Annotated in this window: 27 protein-coding genes; 14 read left to right on the top strand and 13 right to left on the bottom strand. The window is 64.1% G+C overall.

Going from position 1 to position 22418, the window contains the following annotated elements; genetic code table 11:
- Nucleotides 1-26: 26 nt before the first annotated feature.
- Together BLR66_RS01985 and BLR66_RS01980 are read right to left on the bottom strand one after the other, a co-directional pair.
- The gene (locus BLR66_RS01985) at nt 27-638 is read right to left on the bottom strand and encodes a rhomboid family intramembrane serine protease (RefSeq protein WP_093279954.1); all 612 of its coding nucleotides are present in this window, start codon (nt 636-638) and stop codon (nt 27-29) included.
- Nucleotides 638-2257, bottom strand: a complete 1620-nt coding sequence (locus BLR66_RS01980; RefSeq protein WP_093279953.1) for a POT-type proton-dependent oligopeptide transporter — start codon at nt 2255-2257, stop codon at nt 638-640. Before BLR66_RS01980 ends, BLR66_RS01985 begins: the two co-directional genes overlap by 1 nt.
- A gap of 125 nt (nt 2258-2382) precedes the next feature.
- Between BLR66_RS01980 and BLR66_RS01975 the strand changes: the two genes are divergently transcribed.
- From BLR66_RS01975 to dbpA, 5 genes are all read left to right on the top strand, one after another.
- A complete protein-coding gene (locus BLR66_RS01975) occupies nt 2383-4155 on the top strand; it encodes a M14 family metallopeptidase (RefSeq protein WP_093279952.1) in 1773 nt (590 codons plus the stop codon).
- A gap of 20 nt (nt 4156-4175) precedes the next feature.
- The gene (locus tag BLR66_RS01970; protein ID WP_093279951.1) at nt 4176-5081 is read left to right on the top strand and encodes an endonuclease/exonuclease/phosphatase family protein; all 906 of its coding nucleotides are present in this window, start codon (nt 4176-4178) and stop codon (nt 5079-5081) included.
- 123 nt (nt 5082-5204) lie between these two features.
- Nucleotides 5205-5720 carry a guanyl-specific ribonuclease gene (locus BLR66_RS01965; RefSeq protein ID WP_255402368.1) on the top strand — a complete coding sequence of 172 codons (516 nt, stop codon included), beginning with the start codon at nt 5205-5207 and terminating at the stop codon, nt 5718-5720.
- Nucleotides 5717-6154: a barstar family protein gene (locus tag BLR66_RS01960; RefSeq protein ID WP_093279949.1), complete on the top strand. Its 438-nt coding sequence runs from the start codon at nt 5717-5719 to the stop codon at nt 6152-6154. Before BLR66_RS01965 ends, BLR66_RS01960 begins: the two co-directional genes overlap by 4 nt.
- A 62-nt stretch (nt 6155-6216) precedes the next feature.
- Entirely contained in the window at nt 6217-7605 is a 1389-nt protein-coding gene (gene dbpA, locus BLR66_RS01955; protein WP_093284187.1) for an ATP-dependent RNA helicase DbpA, read from the top strand.
- Nucleotides 7606-7764: 159 nt separating this feature from the next.
- Here dbpA and BLR66_RS01950 read toward each other — a convergent pair whose 3' ends face one another.
- Both BLR66_RS01950 and BLR66_RS01945 read right to left on the bottom strand, forming a co-directional pair.
- Nucleotides 7765-9324, bottom strand: a complete 1560-nt coding sequence (locus tag BLR66_RS01950; RefSeq protein WP_093279948.1) for a protein adenylyltransferase SelO — start codon at nt 9322-9324, stop codon at nt 7765-7767.
- A gap of 96 nt (nt 9325-9420) precedes the next feature.
- Nucleotides 9421-9630, bottom strand: a complete 210-nt coding sequence (locus tag BLR66_RS01945) for a cold-shock protein (protein ID WP_093279947.1) — start codon at nt 9628-9630, stop codon at nt 9421-9423.
- 265 nt (nt 9631-9895) lie between these two features.
- Here BLR66_RS01945 and BLR66_RS19085 point away from each other — a divergent pair, with 265 nt between their 5' ends.
- Nucleotides 9896-10054: a hypothetical protein gene (locus tag BLR66_RS19085; RefSeq protein ID WP_176943729.1), complete on the top strand. Its 159-nt coding sequence runs from the start codon at nt 9896-9898 to the stop codon at nt 10052-10054.
- Here the strand turns inward: BLR66_RS19085 and BLR66_RS01940 are convergent.
- The gene (locus tag BLR66_RS01940) at nt 10051-10947 is read right to left on the bottom strand and encodes a pseudouridine synthase (protein ID WP_255402267.1); all 897 of its coding nucleotides are present in this window, start codon (nt 10945-10947) and stop codon (nt 10051-10053) included. The two genes, BLR66_RS19085 and BLR66_RS01940, sit on opposite strands and share 4 nt — an antisense overlap.
- A 58-nt stretch (nt 10948-11005) precedes the next feature.
- On the opposite strand from BLR66_RS01940, the gene BLR66_RS01935 reads away from it, so the two are divergent.
- Nucleotides 11006-11560, top strand: coding sequence for a YaeQ family protein (locus tag BLR66_RS01935; RefSeq protein ID WP_093279945.1), 555 nt, complete (start codon nt 11006-11008; stop codon nt 11558-11560).
- Between the two features lie 4 nt (nt 11561-11564).
- Nucleotides 11565-12752, top strand: a complete 1188-nt coding sequence (locus BLR66_RS01930; RefSeq protein WP_093279944.1) for a BaiN/RdsA family NAD(P)/FAD-dependent oxidoreductase — start codon at nt 11565-11567, stop codon at nt 12750-12752.
- Between the two features lie 67 nt (nt 12753-12819).
- On the opposite strand, the gene BLR66_RS01925 is transcribed toward BLR66_RS01930, so the two are convergent.
- From BLR66_RS01925 to BLR66_RS01915, 3 genes are all read right to left on the bottom strand, one after another.
- Entirely contained in the window at nt 12820-13800 is a 981-nt protein-coding gene (locus BLR66_RS01925) for an LLM class flavin-dependent oxidoreductase (RefSeq protein ID WP_093279943.1), read from the bottom strand.
- Nucleotides 13801-13896: 96 nt separating this feature from the next.
- A complete protein-coding gene (locus BLR66_RS01920; RefSeq protein ID WP_093279942.1) occupies nt 13897-14568 on the bottom strand; it encodes a glutathione S-transferase in 672 nt (223 codons plus the stop codon).
- Nucleotides 14569-14785: 217 nt separating this feature from the next.
- The gene (locus BLR66_RS01915; protein ID WP_093284183.1) at nt 14786-15523 is read right to left on the bottom strand and encodes a sulfurtransferase; all 738 of its coding nucleotides are present in this window, start codon (nt 15521-15523) and stop codon (nt 14786-14788) included.
- Between the two features lie 90 nt (nt 15524-15613).
- Here BLR66_RS01915 and BLR66_RS01910 point away from each other — a divergent pair, with 90 nt between their 5' ends.
- The 3 genes from BLR66_RS01910 to BLR66_RS01900 are packed head-to-tail and all read left to right on the top strand — an operon-like array spanning nt 15614 to nt 16967.
- Complete coding sequence (locus tag BLR66_RS01910) at nt 15614-15970, top strand: ArsR/SmtB family transcription factor (protein ID WP_093279941.1); 357 nt, start codon at nt 15614-15616, stop codon at nt 15968-15970.
- Nucleotides 15967-16410 (top strand): SRPBCC family protein, encoded by a 444-nt coding sequence (locus BLR66_RS01905; RefSeq protein WP_093279940.1) that lies wholly within the window; start codon nt 15967-15969, stop codon nt 16408-16410. Before BLR66_RS01910 ends, BLR66_RS01905 begins: the two co-directional genes overlap by 4 nt.
- A 23-nt stretch (nt 16411-16433) precedes the next feature.
- Nucleotides 16434-16967: an SRPBCC family protein gene (locus tag BLR66_RS01900; RefSeq protein WP_093279939.1), complete on the top strand. Its 534-nt coding sequence runs from the start codon at nt 16434-16436 to the stop codon at nt 16965-16967.
- Between the two features lie 155 nt (nt 16968-17122).
- On the opposite strand, the gene BLR66_RS01895 is transcribed toward BLR66_RS01900, so the two are convergent.
- Nucleotides 17123-17488 (bottom strand): DUF6164 family protein, encoded by a 366-nt coding sequence (locus BLR66_RS01895; protein ID WP_093279938.1) that lies wholly within the window; start codon nt 17486-17488, stop codon nt 17123-17125.
- A 74-nt stretch (nt 17489-17562) separates the two neighbouring features.
- On the opposite strand from BLR66_RS01895, the gene BLR66_RS01890 reads away from it, so the two are divergent.
- Both BLR66_RS01890 and BLR66_RS01885 read left to right on the top strand, forming a co-directional pair.
- Nucleotides 17563-17994, top strand: a complete 432-nt coding sequence (locus BLR66_RS01890) for an FKBP-type peptidyl-prolyl cis-trans isomerase (protein ID WP_093279937.1) — start codon at nt 17563-17565, stop codon at nt 17992-17994.
- 6 nt (nt 17995-18000) lie between these two features.
- Complete coding sequence (locus BLR66_RS01885) at nt 18001-19254, top strand: TIGR03862 family flavoprotein (protein WP_093279936.1); 1254 nt, start codon at nt 18001-18003, stop codon at nt 19252-19254.
- A gap of 149 nt (nt 19255-19403) precedes the next feature.
- On the opposite strand, the gene BLR66_RS18770 is transcribed toward BLR66_RS01885, so the two are convergent.
- The 4 genes from BLR66_RS18770 to BLR66_RS01870 all read right to left on the bottom strand — a co-directional run bounded on the left by BLR66_RS18770 (nt 19404) and on the right by BLR66_RS01870 (nt 21291).
- On the bottom strand, nt 19404-19556 hold the full coding sequence (locus BLR66_RS18770; protein WP_143014527.1) for a DUF4175 domain-containing protein: 153 nt from the start codon (nt 19554-19556) through the stop codon (nt 19404-19406).
- 31 nt (nt 19557-19587) lie between these two features.
- Nucleotides 19588-19779, bottom strand: coding sequence for a hypothetical protein (locus tag BLR66_RS01880; protein WP_093279935.1), 192 nt, complete (start codon nt 19777-19779; stop codon nt 19588-19590).
- A gap of 24 nt (nt 19780-19803) precedes the next feature.
- Nucleotides 19804-20313 (bottom strand): DUF1993 domain-containing protein, encoded by a 510-nt coding sequence (locus BLR66_RS01875; RefSeq protein ID WP_093279934.1) that lies wholly within the window; start codon nt 20311-20313, stop codon nt 19804-19806.
- Between the two features lie 120 nt (nt 20314-20433).
- The gene (locus tag BLR66_RS01870; protein ID WP_093279933.1) at nt 20434-21291 is read right to left on the bottom strand and encodes a PA4780 family RIO1-like protein kinase; all 858 of its coding nucleotides are present in this window, start codon (nt 21289-21291) and stop codon (nt 20434-20436) included.
- Between the two features lie 117 nt (nt 21292-21408).
- Here BLR66_RS01870 and BLR66_RS01865 point away from each other — a divergent pair, with 117 nt between their 5' ends.
- Complete coding sequence (locus BLR66_RS01865; RefSeq protein ID WP_093279932.1) at nt 21409-22119, top strand: rRNA pseudouridine synthase; 711 nt, start codon at nt 21409-21411, stop codon at nt 22117-22119.
- Nucleotides 22120-22418: the final 299 nt, after the last annotated feature.

Genomic DNA, 22418 nt, shown 5'->3' with positions numbered 1-22418 from the left:
GTGATCGCCGTGCGGAACAGTTCAGGTCAGAAGGAAGGACTTTGCAGTTCTTGCAGAAAATGCTGCAGCACCTGCGGCCGCATGATGATCAGGAACATGACGCCGTAGGCGGCGCCCGCAAGATGCGCGCTATGGTTGATGCGGTCGCCGCCGCGCCGGTCCATCCAGATGCTGTAAGCCACGTAAAGGACGGCGAAAATGATCGCGGGCAAAGGAATGAACAGCACGAAGATCCGCTGCCACGGCGCCACCAGAATGAAGGCGAACAACACCGCCGACACCGCTCCCGAAGCGCCCAGGCTGAGGTAGTTGGGGTTGTGCTGGTTCTTCAGATAGGTCGGCAGAATGGAAACCACCAGCGCCGAAAGATAGAACACCGGGTAGACCCAGACGCCCGCAAGCCCGGTCATCAGCGCCTCGATCTGCCGACCGAAGAAGTACAGGGTGACCATGTTGAAGATCAAGTGCATCAGATCGGCGTGGATGAAGCCGTAAGTCACCAGTCGGTCGTACTGCTTCTGCTTGTCGATCGCCGGCGGCCACAGGATCAGCCGGTCGGCCAGCTTGCGGTTGTTGAACGCGATCCACGACACCACGCAGGTGATGGCGATCAACGCATAGGTAATTGGGGTTTCCATCAAACGGCTCCGGCGGCGCGGTAGTTGTCCTGCATCGGGTAGCGCCACGCATACAGTGCGAATGCCAAGGCCGCGATGAAGGCGAACACGGCGAAGAAGAACATCAGAAATGCATTCTCGCTCAGTCCTGTACTGGCGATGCGTGAAATCACCGCCTCATTGCGCACGCTGACATTGGTCAGCAGCACCCACACATTGCCGAAAGTAACCGAAAGGTACCAAAGCGCCATGATCACTCCCTTCATGGCCTGCGTAGCCTGGCTATAGGCGAATTCCAGCGCCGTGGCCGATACCAGCACCTCGCCGAAGGTCAGCAACACATATGGCAGGGTCTGCCAGGCCAGCGACACCGGATCGCCGCCATCGATCCACAATTGGATCGCGCCGGCGGCGATCCATGCCACGCCGGAGAACGCAATGCCCCATCCCATGCGCCTGAGTGCGGTGGGCTCGAAGCCCATGCGCCGCAGCAGCGGATACAGCACGATATTGTTGAACGGGATGATCAGCATCACCAGCAACGGATTGAGCGCCTGCATCTGCCCCGCCTCCTTGACCAGCCAGCTGGGCCACCACCACAGATCGTGCGGCACCATCATGGTCTTGCCCTGCAGCACCCAGGTGGAAGCCTTCTGGTCGAACAAGGACCAGAAGGGCGTGATCAGCGCGAACACGATGATCACGCGCAGCACGGCGCGAACGCTGTCCACCGCAGAATCCGGATGCAGGCCGCGGGCGCGTTCGAGCTGCATCGACACGCCGATGCCGCCGAATGCGATCAACGCGCCCAGCGCCAGGCAGGCGGTGATGACGAAACCGAAACCTTCCGGCCAAAAACCGGGCTTGACCGCCCAGCACAGCAGCATCGCTACCGCCAGCGCGGCACCGGCCAATGCCACCGACAGACCGGGCCGGCCCTGCCCGTCCTCGTGCCGGGTCAGCGCGGTACGGGCGACGTTGTAGAACGAGTTCGGGTCGTCGCCATGGGTCGGCGGCACTCGTACGTACTGCTTGCGCCCCAGCCAGAAGATCAGGGTGGCGATGAACATCAGGATGCCCGGGATGCCGAAAGCGATGGCGGGCCCGTAATTGCGCAGGAACAGCGGCATCAGCAGCGAGGCGAAGAAGCTGCCGAAGTTGATCGTCCAGTAGAAGAAATCGAACACGATCTTGGCGAGGCTCTTGTTCGACGCGTCGAACTGGTCGCCGACGAACGACACCACCAACGGTTTGATGCCGCCGGAACCCAGTGCTATCAGGAACAGCCCGGCATAGAACCCATTACGGTTGTCGTCGAATGCGGCCAGACAGGCATGGCCCGCACAGTAGATCAGCGAGAACCACAACACCGTGTTGTACTTGCCGAAATAACGGTCGGACAGCCACCCGCCGAGCAACGGGAAAAAGTACACGCCGATCACGAAGCTGTGGAAGACGTCCTTGGCTGCGCCCTCGCGATTGGCTTCCGGGATGTAGGCCAAAATCACGCTGCTCACCAGGAACTGGACCAGGATGTTGCGCATCCCGTAGAAACTGAAGCGTTCGCAAGCCTCGTTCCCGATAATGTAGGGAACCTGCCGCGGCAGGCGTGCCGATTGCGCCCTGGCTGTCGTGCTCATCCGGTATTCCAGCGAATAGTTGCGGGAAGGGTAACCCATGGAGTGTGCGCGAATCGACGCTCCCGGCTAATGCGATGCCGGCCCGCAACGTGCATCATTGGCTTTTGAAGGCGAGAATCCACCCTATGCGCTCATTGCTCCTGCTTCTCGCGGTGCTTTTGTTCACCGCACCCGTCATGCCCGCCTCCGCCGCCAACGCGCCCCTGACCACGGTTTCCGAACGCTCCGGCTTCCTCAAGACCGGACGCTACGAGGAAGTCGTGGCCTTGTGCGACGCCTTCGCCAAAGCCTATCCGGATGCCGTGCGCTGCATCGACTTCGGCAAGTCTCCCGAGGGCCGGCCGATGAAAGCGCTGGTCGCTTCCACCAGCGGCGCGCTGGATGCCGCAACCGCGCACAAACGCGACCTGCCGGTGGTGCTGATCCAGGGCGGCATACACGCCGGCGAGATCGACGGCAAGGACGCCGGCTTCCTGGCTCTGCGCGAAATCCTGGAAGGCAAGGCGGCCAAAGGCGCCCTGGACAAGCTGGTGTGGGTGTTCGTACCGGTGTTCAGCGTCGATGGCCATGAACGCTTCGGCGCCTGGAACCGCCCCAACCAGCGCGGCCCGGAGGAAATGGGCTGGCGTACCACCGCGCAGGGCTACAACCTCAATCGCGACTACGTGAAGGCCGATGCGCCCGAAATGCAGGCCATGCTGGCGCTGATCGACGAATGGGATCCGCTGATCGAAGTGGACCTGCACGTCACCGACGGCGCCAAGTTCGAACACGATGTCTCCATCCAGGTCGAACCCATCCACGCCGGCGACGGTGAATTGCGCAAGGCCGGCCGCGCGTGGCGCGATGGAGTGATCGCCGACCTGGCTGCGCAAGGCTCGCTGCCCCTGCCCTATTACCCTTCCTTCGCGGTGTCCGACGATCCGACCTCGGGTTTCGACGATGGCGTACCGCCGCCGCGGTTCTCCCATGGCTACTTCTGGCTGCGCAACCGCCTGGGCATGCTGGTGGAAACCCATTCCTGGAAGACCTACCCGGTGCGCGTGCGCATCACCCGCAATACCGTAGTCTCGGTGCTGGAACAGGTGGCGAAAAACGGCCGGCAATGGCTGCAGCTCGCGCACCAGGCCGATGCGCGCGCCCGCGAATTGAAGGGAAGTCCGGTACCGCTGGCCTATGCGGCCGGCAAGGAATCGCACCTGGTCGATTTCCGCGGCTACGAATACGCGCGCACGCCTTCGGAGATTTCCGGCGCGCTGATGACGCGCTACGACGAGAGCAAGCCGCAGATCTGGCGGATTCCGCTGCGCGACAATGTGCAGCCCAGCCTGAGCGTGGCCGCACCGGCCGGCGGCTATCTCATTCCAGCCGCGCATGCCGACTGGGTGGGAGCGAAGCTGAAACAGCACGGAATCGAATTCCGCACGCTCGGCGCGCACCCGGGACTGGCGGTCGAAAGCTTCCGCGCCAGCGAGGCGACGCCTGCCGCGCAATCCTCCGAAGGCCATCAGCGCATGGCGGTCAAAGGCGAATGGAAAGCCGACAAGCGCGATATCGACGCCGGCGCGCTGTTCGTGCCGATAGCGCAACCCAAATCGCGCCTGGTCATGTCGATCTTGGAACCGCTGGCGCCGGACTCGCTGGTGGGCTGGGGCGAGTTCAACAACGCTTTCGAGCGCAAGGAATACATGGAGGACTATGTGGCCGAGGAAGTGGCGCGCGAAATGCTGGCCAAAGATCCGGCGCTGAAGGCGCGGTTCGAAAAGCGCGTCCGCGAAGACGCTGGTTTCGCCAAAGACCCGCAGGCGCGCCTGGAGTTCTTCTACCGGCTGCATTCCTCATGGGACGAACGCAACAACCTGTATCCGGTAATGCGCATCGATACGGTTCCCCGCTGACCCTTCGATGAGTTCATGGAATGAAGACGCTCGTTCTGGCCTTGCTATCGCTGATCGCTTTCTCGCTGCCTGCAGGCGCGGCCGATTCGTCGCCCGCGCCGTCGGAGAAAACCTTGAAGGTCGTCACTCTCAACCTTTACCACGACAAGGACGACTGGCCGAAGCGCCGCGTGCAGATCGCGGAAGAATTGAAGCGGCTGCAGCCCGATGCGATAGCCCTGCAGGAAGTGCTGCAGGATGAAGGCCTGACCAACCAGGCCGAGTGGCTGGCAACGCAACTGGGCTACCAGTGGCATTTCGTCAGCACCGATCCGGCCGGCCAGCCGCGGCGCTACGGCAACGCCCTGCTGACCCGCCACCCGATCCTCAAGCGCAGCCAGAAGCTCCTGCAGCCGCTGGACGACAGTCGCAGCGCAGGGTTCCTGCGCATCGATCTGGACGGGCGGCCGCTCAACCTCTACGTCACCCACCTGCATTGGACCGACCAAGGCGGAGCTATCCGCGCCCGGCAGATCGCCGACCTGATGCAGTACATCGCCGCTACTTCGGAGAATATCCCCAGCCTGGTGGCCGGCGATTTCAATTCAACCGCGGATTCGCCGGAACTGGCCGCGCTGCGCGAAGGATTCGTGGACACCTACGGCAACCGGCACCCACGGGCCGACGCAGTCTCCAGCAGCACGTTGAACCCGAAGTATTTCGTCGCGCCCAAACGCATCGATCACGTGTTCTTCCAGCGCGGCGCGTTCGCCCCCCTCGGCGCCGCGATCCTCTTCAGCCAGCCCGATGCCCAAGGCGTATGGGCCTCGGACCACTTCGGCATGCTCGTCGAATTGCGCCCGGCCGCATTTGAAACCAAGGCGAAGCCGGCCCTGGATCAGCGGTTGCGGTCCGATCACCAGACCGCTTTCCGTCACGGTCGCTAAAGTTTTCTGCGGCTATGCTGCGCCTCCGGGCAACACGGGCCAGGGTTCCCAGCCGTTGCGCGCACGTCCCGTTCGATTGGAAACCGCATGCCGCTTCGTTCCCGCTCACGTAGAAAGTCCGGCATACGCAAGCCTGCACTGATCGTGCTGGTGCTGGTGGTCCTGCTGTCGGGGTGGTTCTGGCAGCAGAATCGTACGCGCCATGCCGCCGGGGACGATCCCGCACCGGCCGCCACACCCGCCGCCAATGCCGGCAACAGCCAGCCGCTGCCCTTGCCGCCCCTGGAAACCACACGCATTGGCTCGCAGACGGACACTGCGCCAGCGCCAGCACCAGCGGCTTCAGCGCAGGCCGGCCCGGCGCTTGCCGCGTTCCTGCCGCCGGAGGCGCACGCAACGTTGCGCCTGATCGCACAGGGCGGGCCGTTCCCTCATAGCCAGGACGGCAGCGTTTTCGGCAACCGCGAGAGACGCCTGCCGTCCAAGCCGCGCGGCTATTACCATGAATACACCGTCGAGACGCCAGGCCTCGGCCATCGCGGCGCTCGCCGCATCATCACCGGCGGCCAACCACCGGATGTCTATTACTACACCGATGACCATTACGATTCATTCCGCAGCTTCCAGGTCGCGCGATGACTGAAACAGGCTTCGATCTGGGGCTGAGCGACCCGACGCGCGCCGGAGTTTTCTTCGTCACCGCCGACGATCTCAACGTGCTTGCGGCCGCCGCGCATGATGCGGGTCTGCTGCCCTGCCTCATCGATCTGATGGGCTGCGGCAACAAGGCCACCCTGTTGTTGCGGATCGCGGTCGCCATGGATTTTCCCACCACTTCCAGCCGCAACTGGGATGCGCTTTCCGACAGCCTGCGCGATTTGAACTGGATGCCGGCCCAGGGCTACGTACTGCTGTTCGATGGCGCCGGAGAGCTGCATCACGTGGACGAAGAGGACTTCGACACGCTGGTCAGCATTCTGGACGAAGCCAACCGCGCCTGGGCCGAGCGCGACGTGCCGTTCTGGGCGTTCCTGGCCCTGCGCGAAAGGGATTTCGCCGAACTGGAGGATTGAGCGGCGACCGTCTGGCCCGGCGCAAGGCTACGCAGTTCAGCGCGATGCTGCGATCATGGCGCATGACCGACCAGCCGACAGACTTCGACAGCCTCTCCCTCTCGCCAGGCCTGCAGCAGGGCGTGGAGGCGGCCGGCTACGCGCAGATGACCCCGATCCAGGCCGAAAGCCTGCCCGCCATCCTCGCCGGGCGCGATGTCATCGCCCAGGCGCCCACCGGTAGCGGCAAGACGGCGGCTTTCGGCCTGGGCCTGCTGCACCGGCTGGACCCGGCGCTGATCCGCGCGCAGGCGCTGGTGCTCTGCCCCACCCGCGAACTGGCCGACCAGGTGGGCAAGCAACTGCGCAAACTGGCCTCGGGCATTCCGAATCTGAAGCTGCTGGTATTGACCGGCGGCATGCCGCTGGCGCCGCAACTGGCTTCGTTGGCGGCCCATGATCCGCACGTGGTGGTCGGCACGCCCGGCCGCATCCAGGAGCTGGTGCGCAAGAAGGTCCTGCATCTGGCCGGCGTGCGCACGCTGGTGCTGGACGAAGCCGACCGCATGCTCGACATGGGCTTCGAGGAAGCGATCCGCGAAATAGTGGGCAAGACTCCGAAAGAGCGGCAGACCTTGCTGTTTTCGGCCACTTTTCCCGATGCCATCCGCGATATCGGCCGCAATACCATGCGCGATCCGCTGGAGGTCACCGCCGGCGGCGTGACCGAGCAACCGGTGGTCGAACAGACCTTCTACGAAGTCGATCTGTCGCGCAAGCAGACCACGCTGGCCGGACTGCTGTTCGAACAACGGCCCGAGTCGTGCGTGGTGTTCTGCAATACGCGCCGCGATGTCGATGAGGTGGCCGAATCGCTGAAGCACTTCGGCTTCACCGCGCTGGCCCTGCACGGCGACATGGAACAGCGCGACCGCGACGAAGTCCTGGTCCGTTTCGCCAACCGCAGCTGCAACGTGCTGGTCGCCAGCGACGTCGCTGCGCGCGGGCTGGATATCGACGAGCTGGCCACGGTGGTCAACTACGAACTGCCCACCGATCCGGACGTGTACGTGCACCGCATCGGCCGCACCGGGCGCGCGGGCAAAGGCGGCCAGGTATTGAGCCTGGTCACTCCCCGCGAGATATCGCGCGCGCATGTGCTCGAGGAAAGGCAGGGTTCGCCGCTACGCTGGAAGAAACCCGTCGCCGTGGCGCCCGCGGCCCGCAGCGCACCGCCTGCCGCGATGGCGACGCTGCGCATCGACGCCGGACGCACCGACAAGCTTCGCCCTGGCGACGTCCTGGGGGCGCTCACCGGCGATGCGGGATTGCCCGCCAGCGCCATCGGCAAGATCGACATCTTCGCGACGCGCTCCTATGTCGCCATCGCGCGCAACCAGGCCAACAACGCACTGGCACGGCTCGACAAGGGCCGGATCAAGGGCAGGAATTTTCGCGTCCGGAAGATGTGAACGTAGGTCGGGGCTACGCCCCCGACGCTCTGGATTCCCGACGATCTCGATTCCCTCATTCCGATGTACGTGTAAAGCTCCGTCGGCCACGTAGGGCCGACCTACGGAGCGTAGGTCGGGGCTACGCCCCCGACGTTCCGGATGCGAGGGTAAGGCTTCTCAGGAACTGCAGGAAAGCATCGAGCAACCTGCCCGATCGCGCGCCCAGTCCGGACGACGCTGCGCAAAAGCCTCCCGACCCGGCTGCTCGTCGTACGGATGGCGCATGACCTCCAGCAATTCCTCAATCCCCGCCGCATCGCCCTGCTCGGCACGGTCTATCGCCTGCTGCGCCAGATAGTTGCGCAGCACGAATCGAGGATTGGCCATGCGCATGCGCGCTTGCCTGGCCTCGGAATCGAGCGGATCGGACCCGATCCGCGCCGCATAGCGCCGCAGCCAATCCAGCAGCGCTAGCTCCGTGGCTGCGCGCTTGTCGGCGTCGTAGAAGGCTTCATTCAAAGGATCGAGGGTCGGCGCGGCGGGATCGATCCTGGCCAGTTCCCGGAAGAAGATGCTCATATCCACTTCGCCCGCATGCAGCAGCGACTGCAGGTCCTCCATCAGCGCCGCATCCTCTTCCCGGCACTCCGCCAGCCCGAGCTTGCGCGCGATATTGTCGTGATCTGCACCGGCATAAGTTTCCCGATAGCGCTGCAACCCTTCCTGCAAAGGTTCGGGACTTGCGAATAGCGAAGACAATGCGCCTGCCAACCGGGTCAGATTCCAGTAAGCGATCTTCGGCTGCCAGCCGAAGCGGTAGCGCCGCCCCTGCGCATCGGTGGTGTTGGGCGTCCAGTCCGGATCGTAGTCGTCGATCCAGCCGTAGGGGCCGTAGTCGATGGTCAGGCCCAGGATCGACATGTTGTCGGTATTCATCACCCCATGCACGAAGCCCACCCGCATCCAGTGCGCCACCATGACCGCGGTGCGCTCGCATACCTGCGCGAACCATTGCGCATACAGCGCTTCGCCGTGGCCTTCCAGTTCGGGAAAATCGCGACGGAGGGTGAAGTCAGCCAATTGCTTGAGCAAAGGCAGCTCGCCGCGCGAGGCTGGCAACTCGTAATTGCCGAAACGCAGGAAAGAAGGCGCGACGCGGCAGACGATGGCGCCCGGCTCTGCTTGCGGGTGCCCGTCGTAGAACATGTCGCGGATCACCGGCTCGCCGGTCGTCACCAGACTCAACGCGCGCGTGGTGGGTACGCCCAGGTGGTGCATGGCCTCGCTGCACAGGAACTCGCGAATGGAAGAACGCAGGACCGCGCGGCCGTCGGCGGTGCGCGAATAGGGCGTCGGGCCGGCTCCTTTGAGCTGCAGCTCCCAGCGCTGGCCTGCGGCATTGATCGCCTCGCCCAGGGAAATGGCGCGGCCATCGCCCAGTTGCCCGGCCCAATGCCCGAACTGGTGGCCGCCGTAATTGGCCGCAAAGGGCCGCATGCCCTGCAGCAACGCGTTGCCGCCGAAGACCTGGGCGAATTCCGGCGAAGCGACGTCGCCTTCTTCCAGCTCCAGCAGGGCGGCCGTTTCGCGCGACCAGGCCAGCAGCCGCGGTGCGGCCACCGGAGTCGGGTTCACCAGCGAATACAGCGCCGCGCGGACTTCGCGCACGCCCGTTCCCTGTTGCGGATCGCCGGGGAGATCGGCGGCGAAACGGTTGTCGAATGTCAGTGACTTCATCTGCACAGGCTACGCGCCACCGGTGCCGCTATTAAAGCGGCGCAAACAAAAACGCCGGGGCAAGCCCCGGCGTTTCGGACAACGATACAGTCGCTATTAGAGCGGCTGGACTTCGTCGGCCTGCATACCCTTCTGGCCCTGCACGGCGACAAAGCTCACGCTCTGGCCTTCCTGCAGCGACTTGAAGCCGGAACCCTGGATCGCGCGGAAATGCACGAAAAGGTCCGGGCCGCTCTGCGGGGTGATGAAGCCAAAACCCTTGGCATCGTTGAACCACTTGACGGTACCGGTTTGACGGTCAGACATCTTTGAAACTCCTGAAACGGATGAAGAAAATCACGACCTGGGGACCCCGGGCCGAGACTGAGTTGCAGGTGTTAAGCAAAGCGGAAAGATGTAGCTGATCGTTTTGGATCGACTGCATCAGGCCACGATTTACGGTGACCCAAGCAAACACAGTGCCGTGCACACTACACACCTTTCCGGGAAAAGCCAATCCCCCGCCCAATCGCGGATAACCGGCAGTGGGGCGGTTTGCCCTAAACTGGCCTCCCCTACCGGAAAGAAGCCCATGGCGAAGCCCAATTATTCGTTTGAGAAGAAACAGCGCGAGCTGGCCAAGAAGAAGAAACAGGACGAAAAACTGGCCAAGAAGCAGGCTGCGCGGGACCCCGGCCAAGCCGACGACGCCCCGCCAGCCGGCTCGGATTCGTCCGGCGGCGGCCGCTAATCCAGGCTTTCCAGCTCCCTGCGGCTCTCGAAAACCCGCAGTACGCCACTCAGAGGGTCCACGAAGGACAAGCCCCTGGCCAGCAATTGCAGAGGGCGGCTGTAGTCGTCCGCAGCCTGGACCGTCAGTTCGGGGTAATAAGGATCGTGACGGATCGGCGCGCCCAGCGCCGCCATTTGCACCCGTAGTTGGTGTTTGCGGCCGCTAACCGGGAAGAGCGCGTAGCGCCACCATTTCCCGCCCGACTGCAGCACCTCGATCCGGGCCCTGGAATTGGCTTCCCCCTCATCCTCCCGCATGCGGAAGAACGGCTCCCCCTGCACCAGGCGCGACTCGCGCAGCAAGGGAAACCGGAGCTCCGGCAGCCCCGGCGCCACCGCTTCGTAGCGCTTTTCCATGCGACGCTCGCGGAACAGCGCCTGATAGGCGTCCCGGCTGCGCTTGTCGGCCGAAAACAGCACCAGTCCGGCGGTACCGCGATCGATGCGGTGCAGCGGCGCCAGATCGGGATTGCCCAGACGCTCCACCAGCCGGGTCAACAGGGTTTCACGCACATGAATGCCGGCCGGAGCGACCGGAAGGAAATGCGGCTTGTCGGCTACGACCAGATGCTCATCGACATGCAGGATCGTTTCTTCGAACGGAATCCGGGGTTCGTCCGCCACTTCACGGAAGTAATGGATGGTCGCGCCGACGCGGTATGGCGCGTCGGCAGATAACGGCTGCCGCTCCGAGTCCAGCACCCGTCCGCGCGCGAAGCGGTCCAGCCACTGTGCGCGGTCGATCTGCGGGAAACGCGCGCACAAACCGTCCAGCAAGGTCGCCCAGGCGCCCGGCGGAAGCTGCAGGCTGCTGGCGGGGGTTTCCCTAGGATCGGAATGGAGTGCGGACAAGGCGAAGCTTCCCTGGAGCAAAGCCGTATCATGGCCGACCTTTTCCCCAGGCACCTCGATGGCGCTCAAATCCACGGTCGTGAAGGCCGAACTGCAGATCAGCGACATGGATCGCCACTACTACGCGACCCATAACCTGACCGTGGCCCAGCATCCGTCCGAAACCGATGCGCGCCTGATGGTGCGGCTGCTGGCCTTCGCCATGTACGCGGACGAGCGCCTGGAATTCGGCCGCGGCTTGAGCCAGGACGACGAACCGGATCTTTGGCTCAAGGAGCTGACCAGCGAGATCCTGCTGTGGATCGACCTGGGCCAGCCCGACGAAGCGCGCATCCGCAAGGCCTGCGGACGTTCGCGGCAGGTCGTGCTGTTCACCTACGGCGGCCGCAGCTCGGACATCTGGTGGGAAAAGAACGCGGCTTCGCTGGCCCGCAGCCGGAATCTGACCGTCATCGATATTCCGATCGAAGTGGTCGAACAGCTGACCGCGATGATGGTGCGCGGCATGCGCCTGAACGTGATGATCCAGGACGGCGAGCTGCAGGTGCTGGGCGGCGATGTCACCATCGACATCAAACCGGTCGTTCGCCAGGCGGCCACCACGGGCCAGTAAGCGCATGAGCCACAGCCACGACGTGCTGATCATCGGCGGCGGCGCGGCCGGGCTGATGTGCGCGTTGACGGCCGGCCAGCGCGGGCTTCGCGTATTGGTGATCGAACACGCCAACCGCGTGGGCAAGAAGATCCTGATGTCCGGCGGCGGGCGCTGCAACTTCACCAACACCGGCACCACGCCTGCGAACTATCTGTCGGCCAATCCGCATTTCTGCAAATCGGCGCTGGCGCGCTACACGCCTTCCGATTTCATCGGGATGGTCGAGCGCCATGGCATCGCCTATCACGAGAAGGAGCTTGGGCAGCTGTTCTGCGACGATTCTTCCAAGCAGATCGTGAAGATGCTGGTGGACGAATGCGAAGCGGCCGGCGTGCGCATCGAAACCGGCTGCAGCGTGGAGAACGTGCAGCATACCGACGGCGGTTTCCGTCTGCGAACCACACGCGGCACGCTGTCGGCGCCCGCGCTGGTGGTGGCCTGCGGCGGCCTTTCCATCCCCAGCATGGGCGCCAGCGGTTTCGGCTACGAGCTGGCGCGCCAGTTCGGCCACACGGTACTGCCGACGCGCGCCGGGCTGGTGCCGCTGACGCTAACGGGAAAACACCAGGAGCATCTGCAGGACCTCAGCGGCGTGGCGCTGCCGGTGGAAGCGACCTGCAATGGCCAAAGCTTCCGCAACTTCATGCTCATCACCCATCGCGGCGTGAGTGGGCCTTCGATCCTGCAGATCTCTTCCTACTGGCGACCCGGCGACGATCTGCGCCTGAATCTGCTTCCGGATGGCGATGCTTTCCAGCTGCTGCGCGAGCAACAAAGTGTTCGCCCCGCCGCCGAGTTGAAAACCGTGCTGTCCGACTTGCTGCCGCGACGCTTCGCCCAGCGCCTGTGCGAGTTGTGGCTGCCGAACCGGCCGATGAAGCAGTTCAACGAGCCGCAACTGCGCGAAATCGCCGCGCAACTGCAAAGCTGGCCGCTGATCGTCAGCGGCACCGAAGGCTACCGCACCGCGGAGGTCACTCTGGGCGGGGTGGATACCGACGAACTGTCTTCAAGCACCATGCAGTCGAAGAAAATTCCGGGGCTGTACTTCATCGGCGAAGTGGTCGATGTCACCGGCTGGCTGGGCGGCTACAACTTCCAGTGGGCCTGGGCCTCCGGCCACGCCGCCGGCAATGCCGTAAACGCGTAGGTCGGGGCTACGCCCCCGACGCTCTTCTGGTTGGCGTGGTTCGTCGGGGACGTAGCCCCGACCTACATCATTTCATCGCTTCGGCTGCAAGTTCGAACGAACGCAAACGTGCGGCGTGATCGAACACGTTGGCCACCAGCATCAGCTCGTCCGGACGGTGCCGGTCGACGAATGCGGCAATGCCCCGCTTCACCGTTTCCGGATCGCCCACCACGCTGCAGGCCAGTGCATTCTCCACGCCCAACTTTTCATGCGGCTGCCAATAGGCCTCGATATCGTCGATAGGCGGCGGGATCAGGCCGGGCTTGCCGCGGCGCAGGTTGACGAAGCTCTGCTGCGCGGTGGTGAACAGGCGTCTGGCTTCGGCGTCGGTGTCAGCGGCGACCACGTTCAAAGCCAGCATCGCGTGCGGCTTGGCCAGGTATTGCGAAGGACGGAAATCGCGGTGATAGACCGCCAGTGCCTGGTCCATCGCGTCCGGGGCGAAATGCGAAGCGAAAGCGAACGGCAAACCCAGCGCCGCAGCGAGTTGCGCACTGAAAAGACTGGAACCCAGCAGCCACACCGGCACTTCGAGCCCGGCGCCGGGAACGGCACGCACCAGCTGGCCGGGCTGCACCAGCGCGAAGTAGCCCAGCAGCTCCTGCACATCGTGCGGAAACTGCTCGGCGCTGTCGAAATAACGCCGCAACGCCTTCGCCGTGGGCTGGTCGGTGCCGGGCGCGCGGCCCAGGCCCAGATCTATGCGGCCCGGATAAAGCGAGGCCAGCGTGCCGAACTGTTCGGCCACCTGCAGCGGCGCATGGTTGGGCAGCATCACTCCGCCCGAGCCGACGCGGATGGTCCTGGTGCCTCCGGCCACATGGCCGATCAATACGGCGGTCGCCGCGCTGGCGATGCCTGGCATGTTGTGGTGTTCGGCAAGCCAGTAGCGCTGGTAACCCCAGCGTTCGGCATGCTGGGCCAGATCCAGGGTATTGCGGAATGCCTGCGCGGCATCGCTGCCTTCACAAACCGGGGCCAGATCGAGTATCGAGTAGGGAATCATTGAGGCTGCCGTCGAAGTCATGGCTTCGACATGGGGCCGGCGCCGGACATTGCCAATCCGATCAGCGACCGGACTGGCGGGACGCTGAGTTCCGCATCAGCTAAGCAGATCGAAAGGACCGCCTTGCTCCAGTGCCCGCTGATAGGCAGGTCTGGCATGGATGCGCTGCAGGAATCCGCTCAGATTGGGCTTGTCCTCCAGTCCATGGCGCGCCGCGGCCGCTTCCACCGGGAAGCTCATCTGGATGTCGGCCGCGCTGAATCCGTCGCCGGCGAACCAGCGCGACTTGCCCAGTTCGCTTTCCATGTAGTCCAGGTGCAGCTTCACCTGCGGCCCGACGAAGGTCTTCATCACCTTGTCGGCGATTCCCTTGGCCACCGGCTTGACGAAGAACGGCATCGGCGCCTTCTTCAATCGCGAGAACACCAGGCTCATCAGCAGCGGCGGCATCGCCGAGCCTTCCGCATAGTGCATCCAGTAGCGGTAGCGCAGTCTTTCGGGGGTGCCCGGCGACGGGGCGAAATCGTGTGCGGTGTCGTAGCGTTCCACCAGGTATTCGAGGATCGCGCCGGATTCGGCCAACGTATTTTCCCCGTCCACCACCACCGGCGATTTCCCCAGCGGATGCACTTTGCGCAGCGATGGCGGCGCCAGCATGGTTTCGGCGTCGCGCTGGTAGCGGATCACGTTGTAGTCCAGCCCAAGCTCCTCGAGCAACCAGAGCACGCGCTGCGAACGGGAGTTGTTGAGATGGTGGACGGCGACCATGGATGCCTCGCGACAGTGGGAGAATGCGTCAGAGACGCATGCAGATCATAGCCCAACGTACTTATCGACTAATGCGGGAGTGGCCCCTGTGGGAGCGCGCTTGTGGGAGCGGCGTCCCGCCGCGAGCTCCTGGCCGGTACCGACAGGGCGAATATTGAGCGACGTCATTGAAAGTGGAAAAGCTCGCGGCGGGACGCCGCTCCCACAACGCGACTCCTCAGGCTGCGTCCACCAGCGGCTTGAGTTCCGGATCCAGCGCCACGCGTTCGTCGAACACGAAGCAACAGCCGTCGTAGCCCTGCCCGCCGACCTGCTCGAAATAACCAAGGATGCCGCCGTCGAGCTGCAGCACGTTCTCCATGCCCGCAGCCTGCATCCACAGAGCGGCCTTTTCGCAGCGGATGCCGCCGGTGCAGAAACTCACCACCGTCGCGTCGGACAGATCGTCGCGGTGGGGCTGCATGGCCTCGGGCAGATCGGTGAATTTGTCTATCGGCAAGGTCAGTGCGCCAGCGAAGGTGCCGTACTCGACTTCCTGCCGATTGCGCGTATCCAGCAACACCACGCGCTTGCCTGCGTCGTCATGGCCTTGTTGTAGCCACTTGGCGAGTGTCGCCGGAGCGACGGCAGGGGCGCGTCCCGCCAAAGGAGAAGTCTCGTCACGACGGAAGCTGATGATTTCCGGCTTGATCTTGACCTTGAGCCGGGCGAAAGGCTGCGCACCGCTGCGGCTGTACTTGACCCGCAACTCGGCGAACCGCGGATCGGCCCGCAGCTGTTCGAAAAACGCATGGATCGCCCGCTCTTCTCCGGCAAGGAAAAGATTCACGCCTTCCGGCGCGATCAATGCGGTGCCGCGCAACGCGCCCGCTTCCGCCCACACGCGCATCTGCGCGGCCAGGGCCGGCGGATCGGCGATCGGAACGAAATGATAGGCGGCGGTATTGAGGATCATGGGCGCCATTGTAAATGGCGTCAGGCCGACACCAAAAAACATTCAACCAAAGGGTTGACAATCAAACAAGGATCGATATTATTCAACCACATGGTTGAATATGACTCTCCCCAGCTGGATTCCATATTCCAGGCGCTCTCCGACGGCACGCGCCGCCGCATGCTGCGCAGCCTGAGCGCACAACCACGCAGCGTCGGCGAGCTGGCCGCGCCTTTCCAGATATCTCTGGCCGCCGCGTCCAAGCACATCAAGGTACTGGAGCGCGCCGGCCTGGTGCAGCGGCGGATCCAGGGCCGCACACATCTGTGCCAGTTGCGCGCCGAGGCCCTGGCCGAAGCCGAACGATGGCTGCAGTACTACCAGCAATTCTGGAGCGAACGCCTGGATGCGCTGGAAATCGCGCTGCACGCCGACACCGCCGTACAAACCAGAAGGAAATCGCGATGAGTCCTGCCCCACCCATCGAGGTGCGCGTCACGCGCTACTTCGAAGCCGCTCCCGAGCGCGTTTTCGACGCCTGGCTGGTGCCGCGCGCGCTGGGGCAATGGATGTTCGGTCCGCGCGTGCGCGAGGAGAACGTGGTGCGGCTGGACGTGGACCCGCGCGTGGGCGGCAGCTTCTCGCTCAAAGTCGAGCGCAACGGCGAAATCATCGACCACGTGGGCCAGTACCTTGAAATCGAACGGCCCCACCGGCTGGTCTTCACCTGGGCGATCAAAGGCCAGTCGGACGACGAACCCAGCCAGGTGCGTATCGACATCTCCGCCTCCAGCAGCGGCTGCGTACTGACGCTCGTCCACAGCATGGATGCGAAGTGGGCCGAATACGCGCAACGCACCCAGGACGGCTGGAACACCATGCTCGACGCGCTCGCCGGGCTCTTCTGACCATCCACCTGCAAGGTACGACCATGAACAATTCCTACGCCGCAGTCATCGCCCCGAATACCGTGCGCATCGAACGCACCTTGCCCGGCCCGATCGAACGGGTCTGGGCGTTTCTCACCGAATCCGAAAAGCGCCGCCAATGGCTGGCGGCCGGCGACATGGAATTGAAGGAAGGCGGCGCGGTGGAGCATGTATTCCGCAACTCGGAACTGACCGGGCACGATGGCAGCCCTCCCCCGAAATACGCTGCGCACGCCGGCGAAAGCCGCATGCACGGCCGCATCACCGCCTGCGAACCGCCACGCCTGCTCGCCTATGAATGGAGCGAAGGCGAAAACGCTTCGCACGTGCGCTTCGAACTGACTCCCCAAGGCGATGCGGTGCATCTGGTGCTGGTGCACAGCCGCCTGCCCGACCGCGAAGAGATGCTGAGCGTCGCCGGCGGGTGGCACACGCATCTGGGAATCCTGGTGGACAAGCTGGAAGGCCGCGAGTCGGAGGGTTTCTGGCCGACGCATACGCGGCTTGAGGCCGAGTACGAAAAGCTTATTCCGTAGCCGGTAAAAAGATCGAAGACATCAGGTGTAGGCCGAGTATATCGGCCCTCTCACTCCTGCCATCCCGAGCGCAGCGAGGGATCTGCTGGTCGCCTTAAGAACAGATCCCTCGCTACGCTCGGGATGACATGGTTATTTTTTCTATTCGGACATTTCTAGCGCAGGAACAAATACGGCAACCCCAGCGTCAAGGCCACGATACCGATAATCGCCGCCAGCACTCCCAGCACGTACCACGGACGCCGGCTGAAAAGCTTGCCGAAGGTTTCCTCGCTGCCCTGTTCGCGCGCCGCGTATTGCGCCGCCCTGGCCCGCTGCAGGCGCTTGGCCTGGTAATCGGCCATCAAAGCCTTGGCGCGGACGATGTCCGCATCCTCGCGCATCCAGATGCCGCCCGACGAGATTCCCCACGGGCTGGGCTGGGTTTCGTAGAAGTCCATGCCGCTTTCGATCAGCCAGGCGCGCACTTCGTCGGCTTCGTCGTCGGGCACGTTGCGCAGATTTAGCAGTAGTTTGGCCATGTCCGCATGATAGCGGCGTAACCGGGAATCGCGGCATGCGTTACCCTGCGCGCCTCCAACAACAAGGATCCCCCATGCGTTTCGCACTGCCGTTGCTCGCCCTGCTGGCCCTTTCCGCTTGCGCCGACCGTAGCCCGCCGCCCGGCGGCAGCGTGGCCGAGCTGCAACGGATCGACGAAAAAACCGGCACTGGCGCGGTCGCAACCGCGGGATCCGACGTCACCGTGCACTACACGGGCTGGCTCTACGACGAAAAGGCCAAAGACCTGCGCGGCGAAAAGTTCGACAGTTCGGTGGACCGCGGCGAACCCTTCACCTTCCCGCTCGGTGGTGGGCAGGTGATCCGCGGCTGGGACGACGGCGTGGCCGGCATGCGGGTCGGCGGCAAGCGGCGCTTGCTGATTCCTTCGTACTTGGGCTACGGCAGCGATGGCGCTGGCGGCGTGATTCCGCCGAACGCCTCGCTGGTCTTCGAAGTCGAGCTGCTTGCCGTCAAGCCGCACTGATCCGCGATGACTTCCCCTTCCACAGCACCCTCTCCGCACCTGGCCGTGATCGGCGGCGGCCCTGCCGGCTTGATGGCGGCGGAAGTCGCGCGCGCCGCGGGCCTGGAGGTGGATGTTTACGAAGCCAAGGGCTCGGTAGGGCGCAAATTCCTGATCGCCGGCAAGGGCGGGTTGAACCTCACCCACTCCGAACCCCTGCCCGCCTTTATCCAACGTTTCCGCGAGCGCAGCAGCGAAGTCGGCGTCTGGCTGCGGGATTTCGACGCAGACGCGGTGCGCGAATGGGCGCGCGGGCTGGGCGTGGAGACTTTCATAGGCAGCTCGGGGCGCGTGTTTCCTTCCGACCTCAAAGCCGCACCGCTGTTGCGCGGATGGGTACGGCGACTGCGCGAAAGCGGCGTGCGCTTCCATGTGCATCATCGATGGTCGGGCTGGCATGGCGAGCAGCTGCGCTTCGATACGCCCGCAGGAGAAACAAGTCTTCGCGCCGATGCCGTGGTGCTCGCGCTAGGTGGCGGCAGTTGGCCGCAACTGGGGTCCGATGGCGCCTGGCAGGCCTTGCTGGCCGAACGCGGCGTCGATGTTGCCTCGTTGCAGCCTGCCAACTGCGGTTTCGATATCGACTGGAGCGAGCATCTGGCCCTGCGCCATGCAGGCGCGCCGCTGAAACCGGTGGTCGCCCATTGGCGCGATGCCGATGGCCGCGAGCACGAGCTGCAAGGCGAGTGCGTGATCAGCGCCGATGGCATCGAAGGCAGCTTGATTTATGCCTTGTCGGCCGAACTACGCCAAGCCATAGCCCGCAACGGCCACGCCACCTTGCAACTCGATTTGGCGCCAGGACGCAGCTTGGAGCGCCTGCAGCAGGAATTGTCCAAGCCCCGCGGCCACCGCAGTGTCAGCGAGCACCTGCGCCGCCACGCGGGCATCACCGGAGTCAAGGCGGCGCTGATCTATGAAGTGCTGGACAAGACGCAACTGGACAATCCCGTGCTGCTTGCGCGCACCATCCATCGCCTGCCGCTGACCCTGAAACGCGCACGTCCTCTGGCTGAAGCCATCAGCAGCGCCGGCGGCGTGCGCCTGGAGGCGATGAACGACCGCCTGATGTTGAATGCACTGCCCGGAGTGTTCTGCGCAGGCGAAATGCTGGATTGGGAAGCGCCGACTGGCGGTTACCTGCTGACCGCTTGCCTGGCAAGCGGCCACCGCGTCGGCGAAGGCGCGGTGGCTTGGCTCAAGGCATCGATGCCTGCTTGAGATGCCTGCTCGATCTGGTCGTCCGCCATGGCCCGGCAAAGGGAGAGATCCTTGCCTGCGACGATCGCGGACGTGGCAACAGAATATCCAGCGCGGTGTTGAAATTCGGTTAGAACTCCGCGTCATTCTGATGACAGAACAGCATGTATTCAGAACGGAATCGGCAATCCCAACACCGGCGCCAGCAACCAATAGGCGATGCCGAACACCAGCACCCACAGCAATAACTTGAGGGCGAATCCGGCGACCTTGATCGCCAGGTAGATGCCTACCACGACCAGCACGATTCCGATCCAGCTCATGCGCTTTCTCCGCCGCTGCGTTGTGTGGAATTCATTTGCTCTTGGCGCCGCGCTTGCGCGATTGCGAGGCCACGAACATGTTGTCGACCAGATTCGGATAAGCGCGTCCGGCTGCTTCGGCACGGGCTTTGGCCTGCTCGACTTGCTCCGGCGTCAACTTGATGTGTCCGCCGGGCCCGGCCGGATTCTTGCGGTCCCACGGTTTTGCGGTGCGGCTGGTCATTATTTGGATCCTTATGCGGTGGACTCAGTACGCGCCCATGTAATCGCGCTTGCCTACTGCCACGCCATTGTGGCGCAGCAGGTCGTAGGCGGTGGTGACGTGGAAGAAGAACTGCGGCAGGCCGTAGTGCAGCAGGTAGGGCTGGCCTTCCATCCTGCGTTCCTTCGGCGTACCCGGGCGCAGCACAATTTCACGTGAACCAGCAGCTTCAAATGCCGCCGGGTCCAGGCCGCCGATGAAATCCAAACTGGCGGCGATCAGGCCGCGCAGATCGGCGAAGTTCTTGTTGTCGCCTTCGAGTACCGGCAGTTCGGCGCCCGCCAGGCGACCGGATACCCCGCGTGCGAAATCGCAGGCGATCACCACCTGCTTGGCCAGCGGGAACATGTCGGGGAACAGCCGTGCCTGCAGCAGAGCGTCGGCGTCGATCTTGTGTTCGACGGCGTGCGCCTCGGCTTTGGCCAGCAACTGGTCGAGGCTGCCGAGCAGTTGCTGGAAAACGGGTACGGAAGCAGCGTGCAACGAAAGGGTCATGGGATATCCAGGGTTGGAGAATCTGTCGGATCTTTGTAGGAGCGGCGTAAGCCGCGATGCGGCTTTACCGGTAAGGCCTCATCGCGGCTTACGCCGCTCCTACAAAAGCATTCAAGGGGATCAATCCATCTCGGCGGCGGCCTCGCGGCCCTGCTGGCGGATCAGCGCTTCCTCGCGGGCGTCGTTGATGGCATCGCGTACGCCATCCAGGTCCACGCTGCGCTCGTCGTGCACGAACTTGCCGGTCAACGGCGTGTCCGCCAGCAGATCGCCGGTTTCGAACAGCGCCCACATTTCCTCGCCGTACCAGCTGTCCAGCAGTTCCGGTGCGAACGCGCCCAGCGTGGCGGTCAGGTTGTTGACGTCGCGCAGCAGCATCGCCCGTGCGGCGTTGTTGCCGCCGGCGCTGACCACCTGCGGGAAATCGATCACCACCGGGCCTTCGGCGCCCACCAGCACGTTGTAGGCCGAAAGATCGCCGTGGATCAGGCCGATGCACAGCATCAGCTGCACCTGTTTGACCAGGAAAGCGTGGTACTCGCGGGCCTGGCCGGGTTCGAGTTCAAGCTCGCCCAGGCGCGGCGCGGAGAAGCCGTCGGCATCGGTGACCAGTTCCATCACCAGCACACCATGGAAATACCCGTACGGCTGCGGCACGCGCACGCCGGCCTCGACCAGCTGGTAGAGCGCGTCGACCTCGGTGTTCTTCCAGGCCGTTTCCTGCTGCTTGCGCCCGTACTTGCTGGCCTTGCCGATGGCCCGCGCCTCGCGGCTGCCGCGTACCTTGCGCCCTTCCTGGTACTGCACCCGCTGCTTGAAGCTGCGCTGGGCCATGTCCTTGTAGACCTTGGCGCAGCGCACGTCGTCGCCGGAACGCACCACGTAGACGGCCGCCTCTTTGCCGCTCTTCAGCGGGCGCATCACTTCGTCTATCACGCCGTCATCGATCAGCGCTTGCAGGCCTTGCGGGGTCTTCATCCAGTGGGGCGGGTGGCAAAGGAAGCCCATTGTGCCTGCGCGGGGCCTTCATCGGGGTAAACCTTGCGTTGGCATGCCAGCGCTTACACTGCACGCCCCACCCGCGTCTTGCCTTCCATGTCCGAACCCGTCCGCCTTGCCAAACGCGTCGCCGAACTCGCCGGTTGTTCCCGACGCGAGGCCGACCAGTACATCCAGGGCGGCTGGGTGACCGTGGACGGCGAAGTGATCGACGCCCCGCAACATCCCATCACTACCCAGGTCGTCTTGATCGACCCGGACGCCGACCTGGAAGCCGCGGAGCCGGCGACCTTGCTGCTGCACAAACCGGCGGGCATCGCCTTCGATGCCGCTTCGAAACTCGCCACCCCCGCCACGCACACCGCCGGCGACGACCCCGACATACGGGTACTCAAACGCCATTTCGTGCGTCTGACCCCGCTGATGCCGATGGACGACGAGGCCAGCGGGCTGGTGGTGCTGAGTCAGGACGGACGCGTCTGGCGCCGGCTGAGCGAGGACGCGGACATGATCGAACAGGAGTTCGTGGTGGAAGTGGAAGGCGAACTGGCTCCCTACGGCTTGCCCAGACTTTGCGACGGCATGCTTTACCAGGGCCGCGCCCTGCCCCGCGCCAAGGTCAGCTGGCAGAACGAAAACAACCTGCGCTTCGCGATCAAGGCGGTACGGCCCGGGCAACTGCGGCACATGTGCGCGCAGGTCGGCCTGGACGTGCTGTCGATCCGCCGCCTGCGCATCGGCCGCATCGCGCTGAGCAGGATGCCGGTCGGCGAGTGGCGTTACCTGCCGGTCGGCGAGCGCTTCTGAACACTTGCTGTTCGATCCGCACTGCGGGTTTCCCGACGATTGACTAAGGCCGCCGGGCTGACAACACTAGACGCCGCACCGGCATGGCCGAAGCGGCCGCCATCCTCCAACCAACGCAGACAAAGAAGAGGCTTGTATGAGCAAGGGCATGGACCAGAAGAAGAGCGAGAAGAAGGCGCCGACCAAGACGTTGAAGGAAAAGCGCGCCGAGAAGCAGGAAAAGAAGAAGAACAAGTAATCTCGCCCGGCAAGCAAGGCGGGACGAAGGGCGGGTGTTCCGGAAGGAACCCGCCCTTTCC

The sequence above is a fragment of the Pseudoxanthomonas sp. CF125 genome (assembly GCF_900104085.1).
In the GTDB taxonomy this organism is placed as follows: domain Bacteria; phylum Pseudomonadota; class Gammaproteobacteria; order Xanthomonadales; family Xanthomonadaceae; genus Pseudoxanthomonas_A.
Note: the sequence above shows the minus strand (reverse complement) of the source record. Positions and strands in the feature narration are given on the sequence as shown.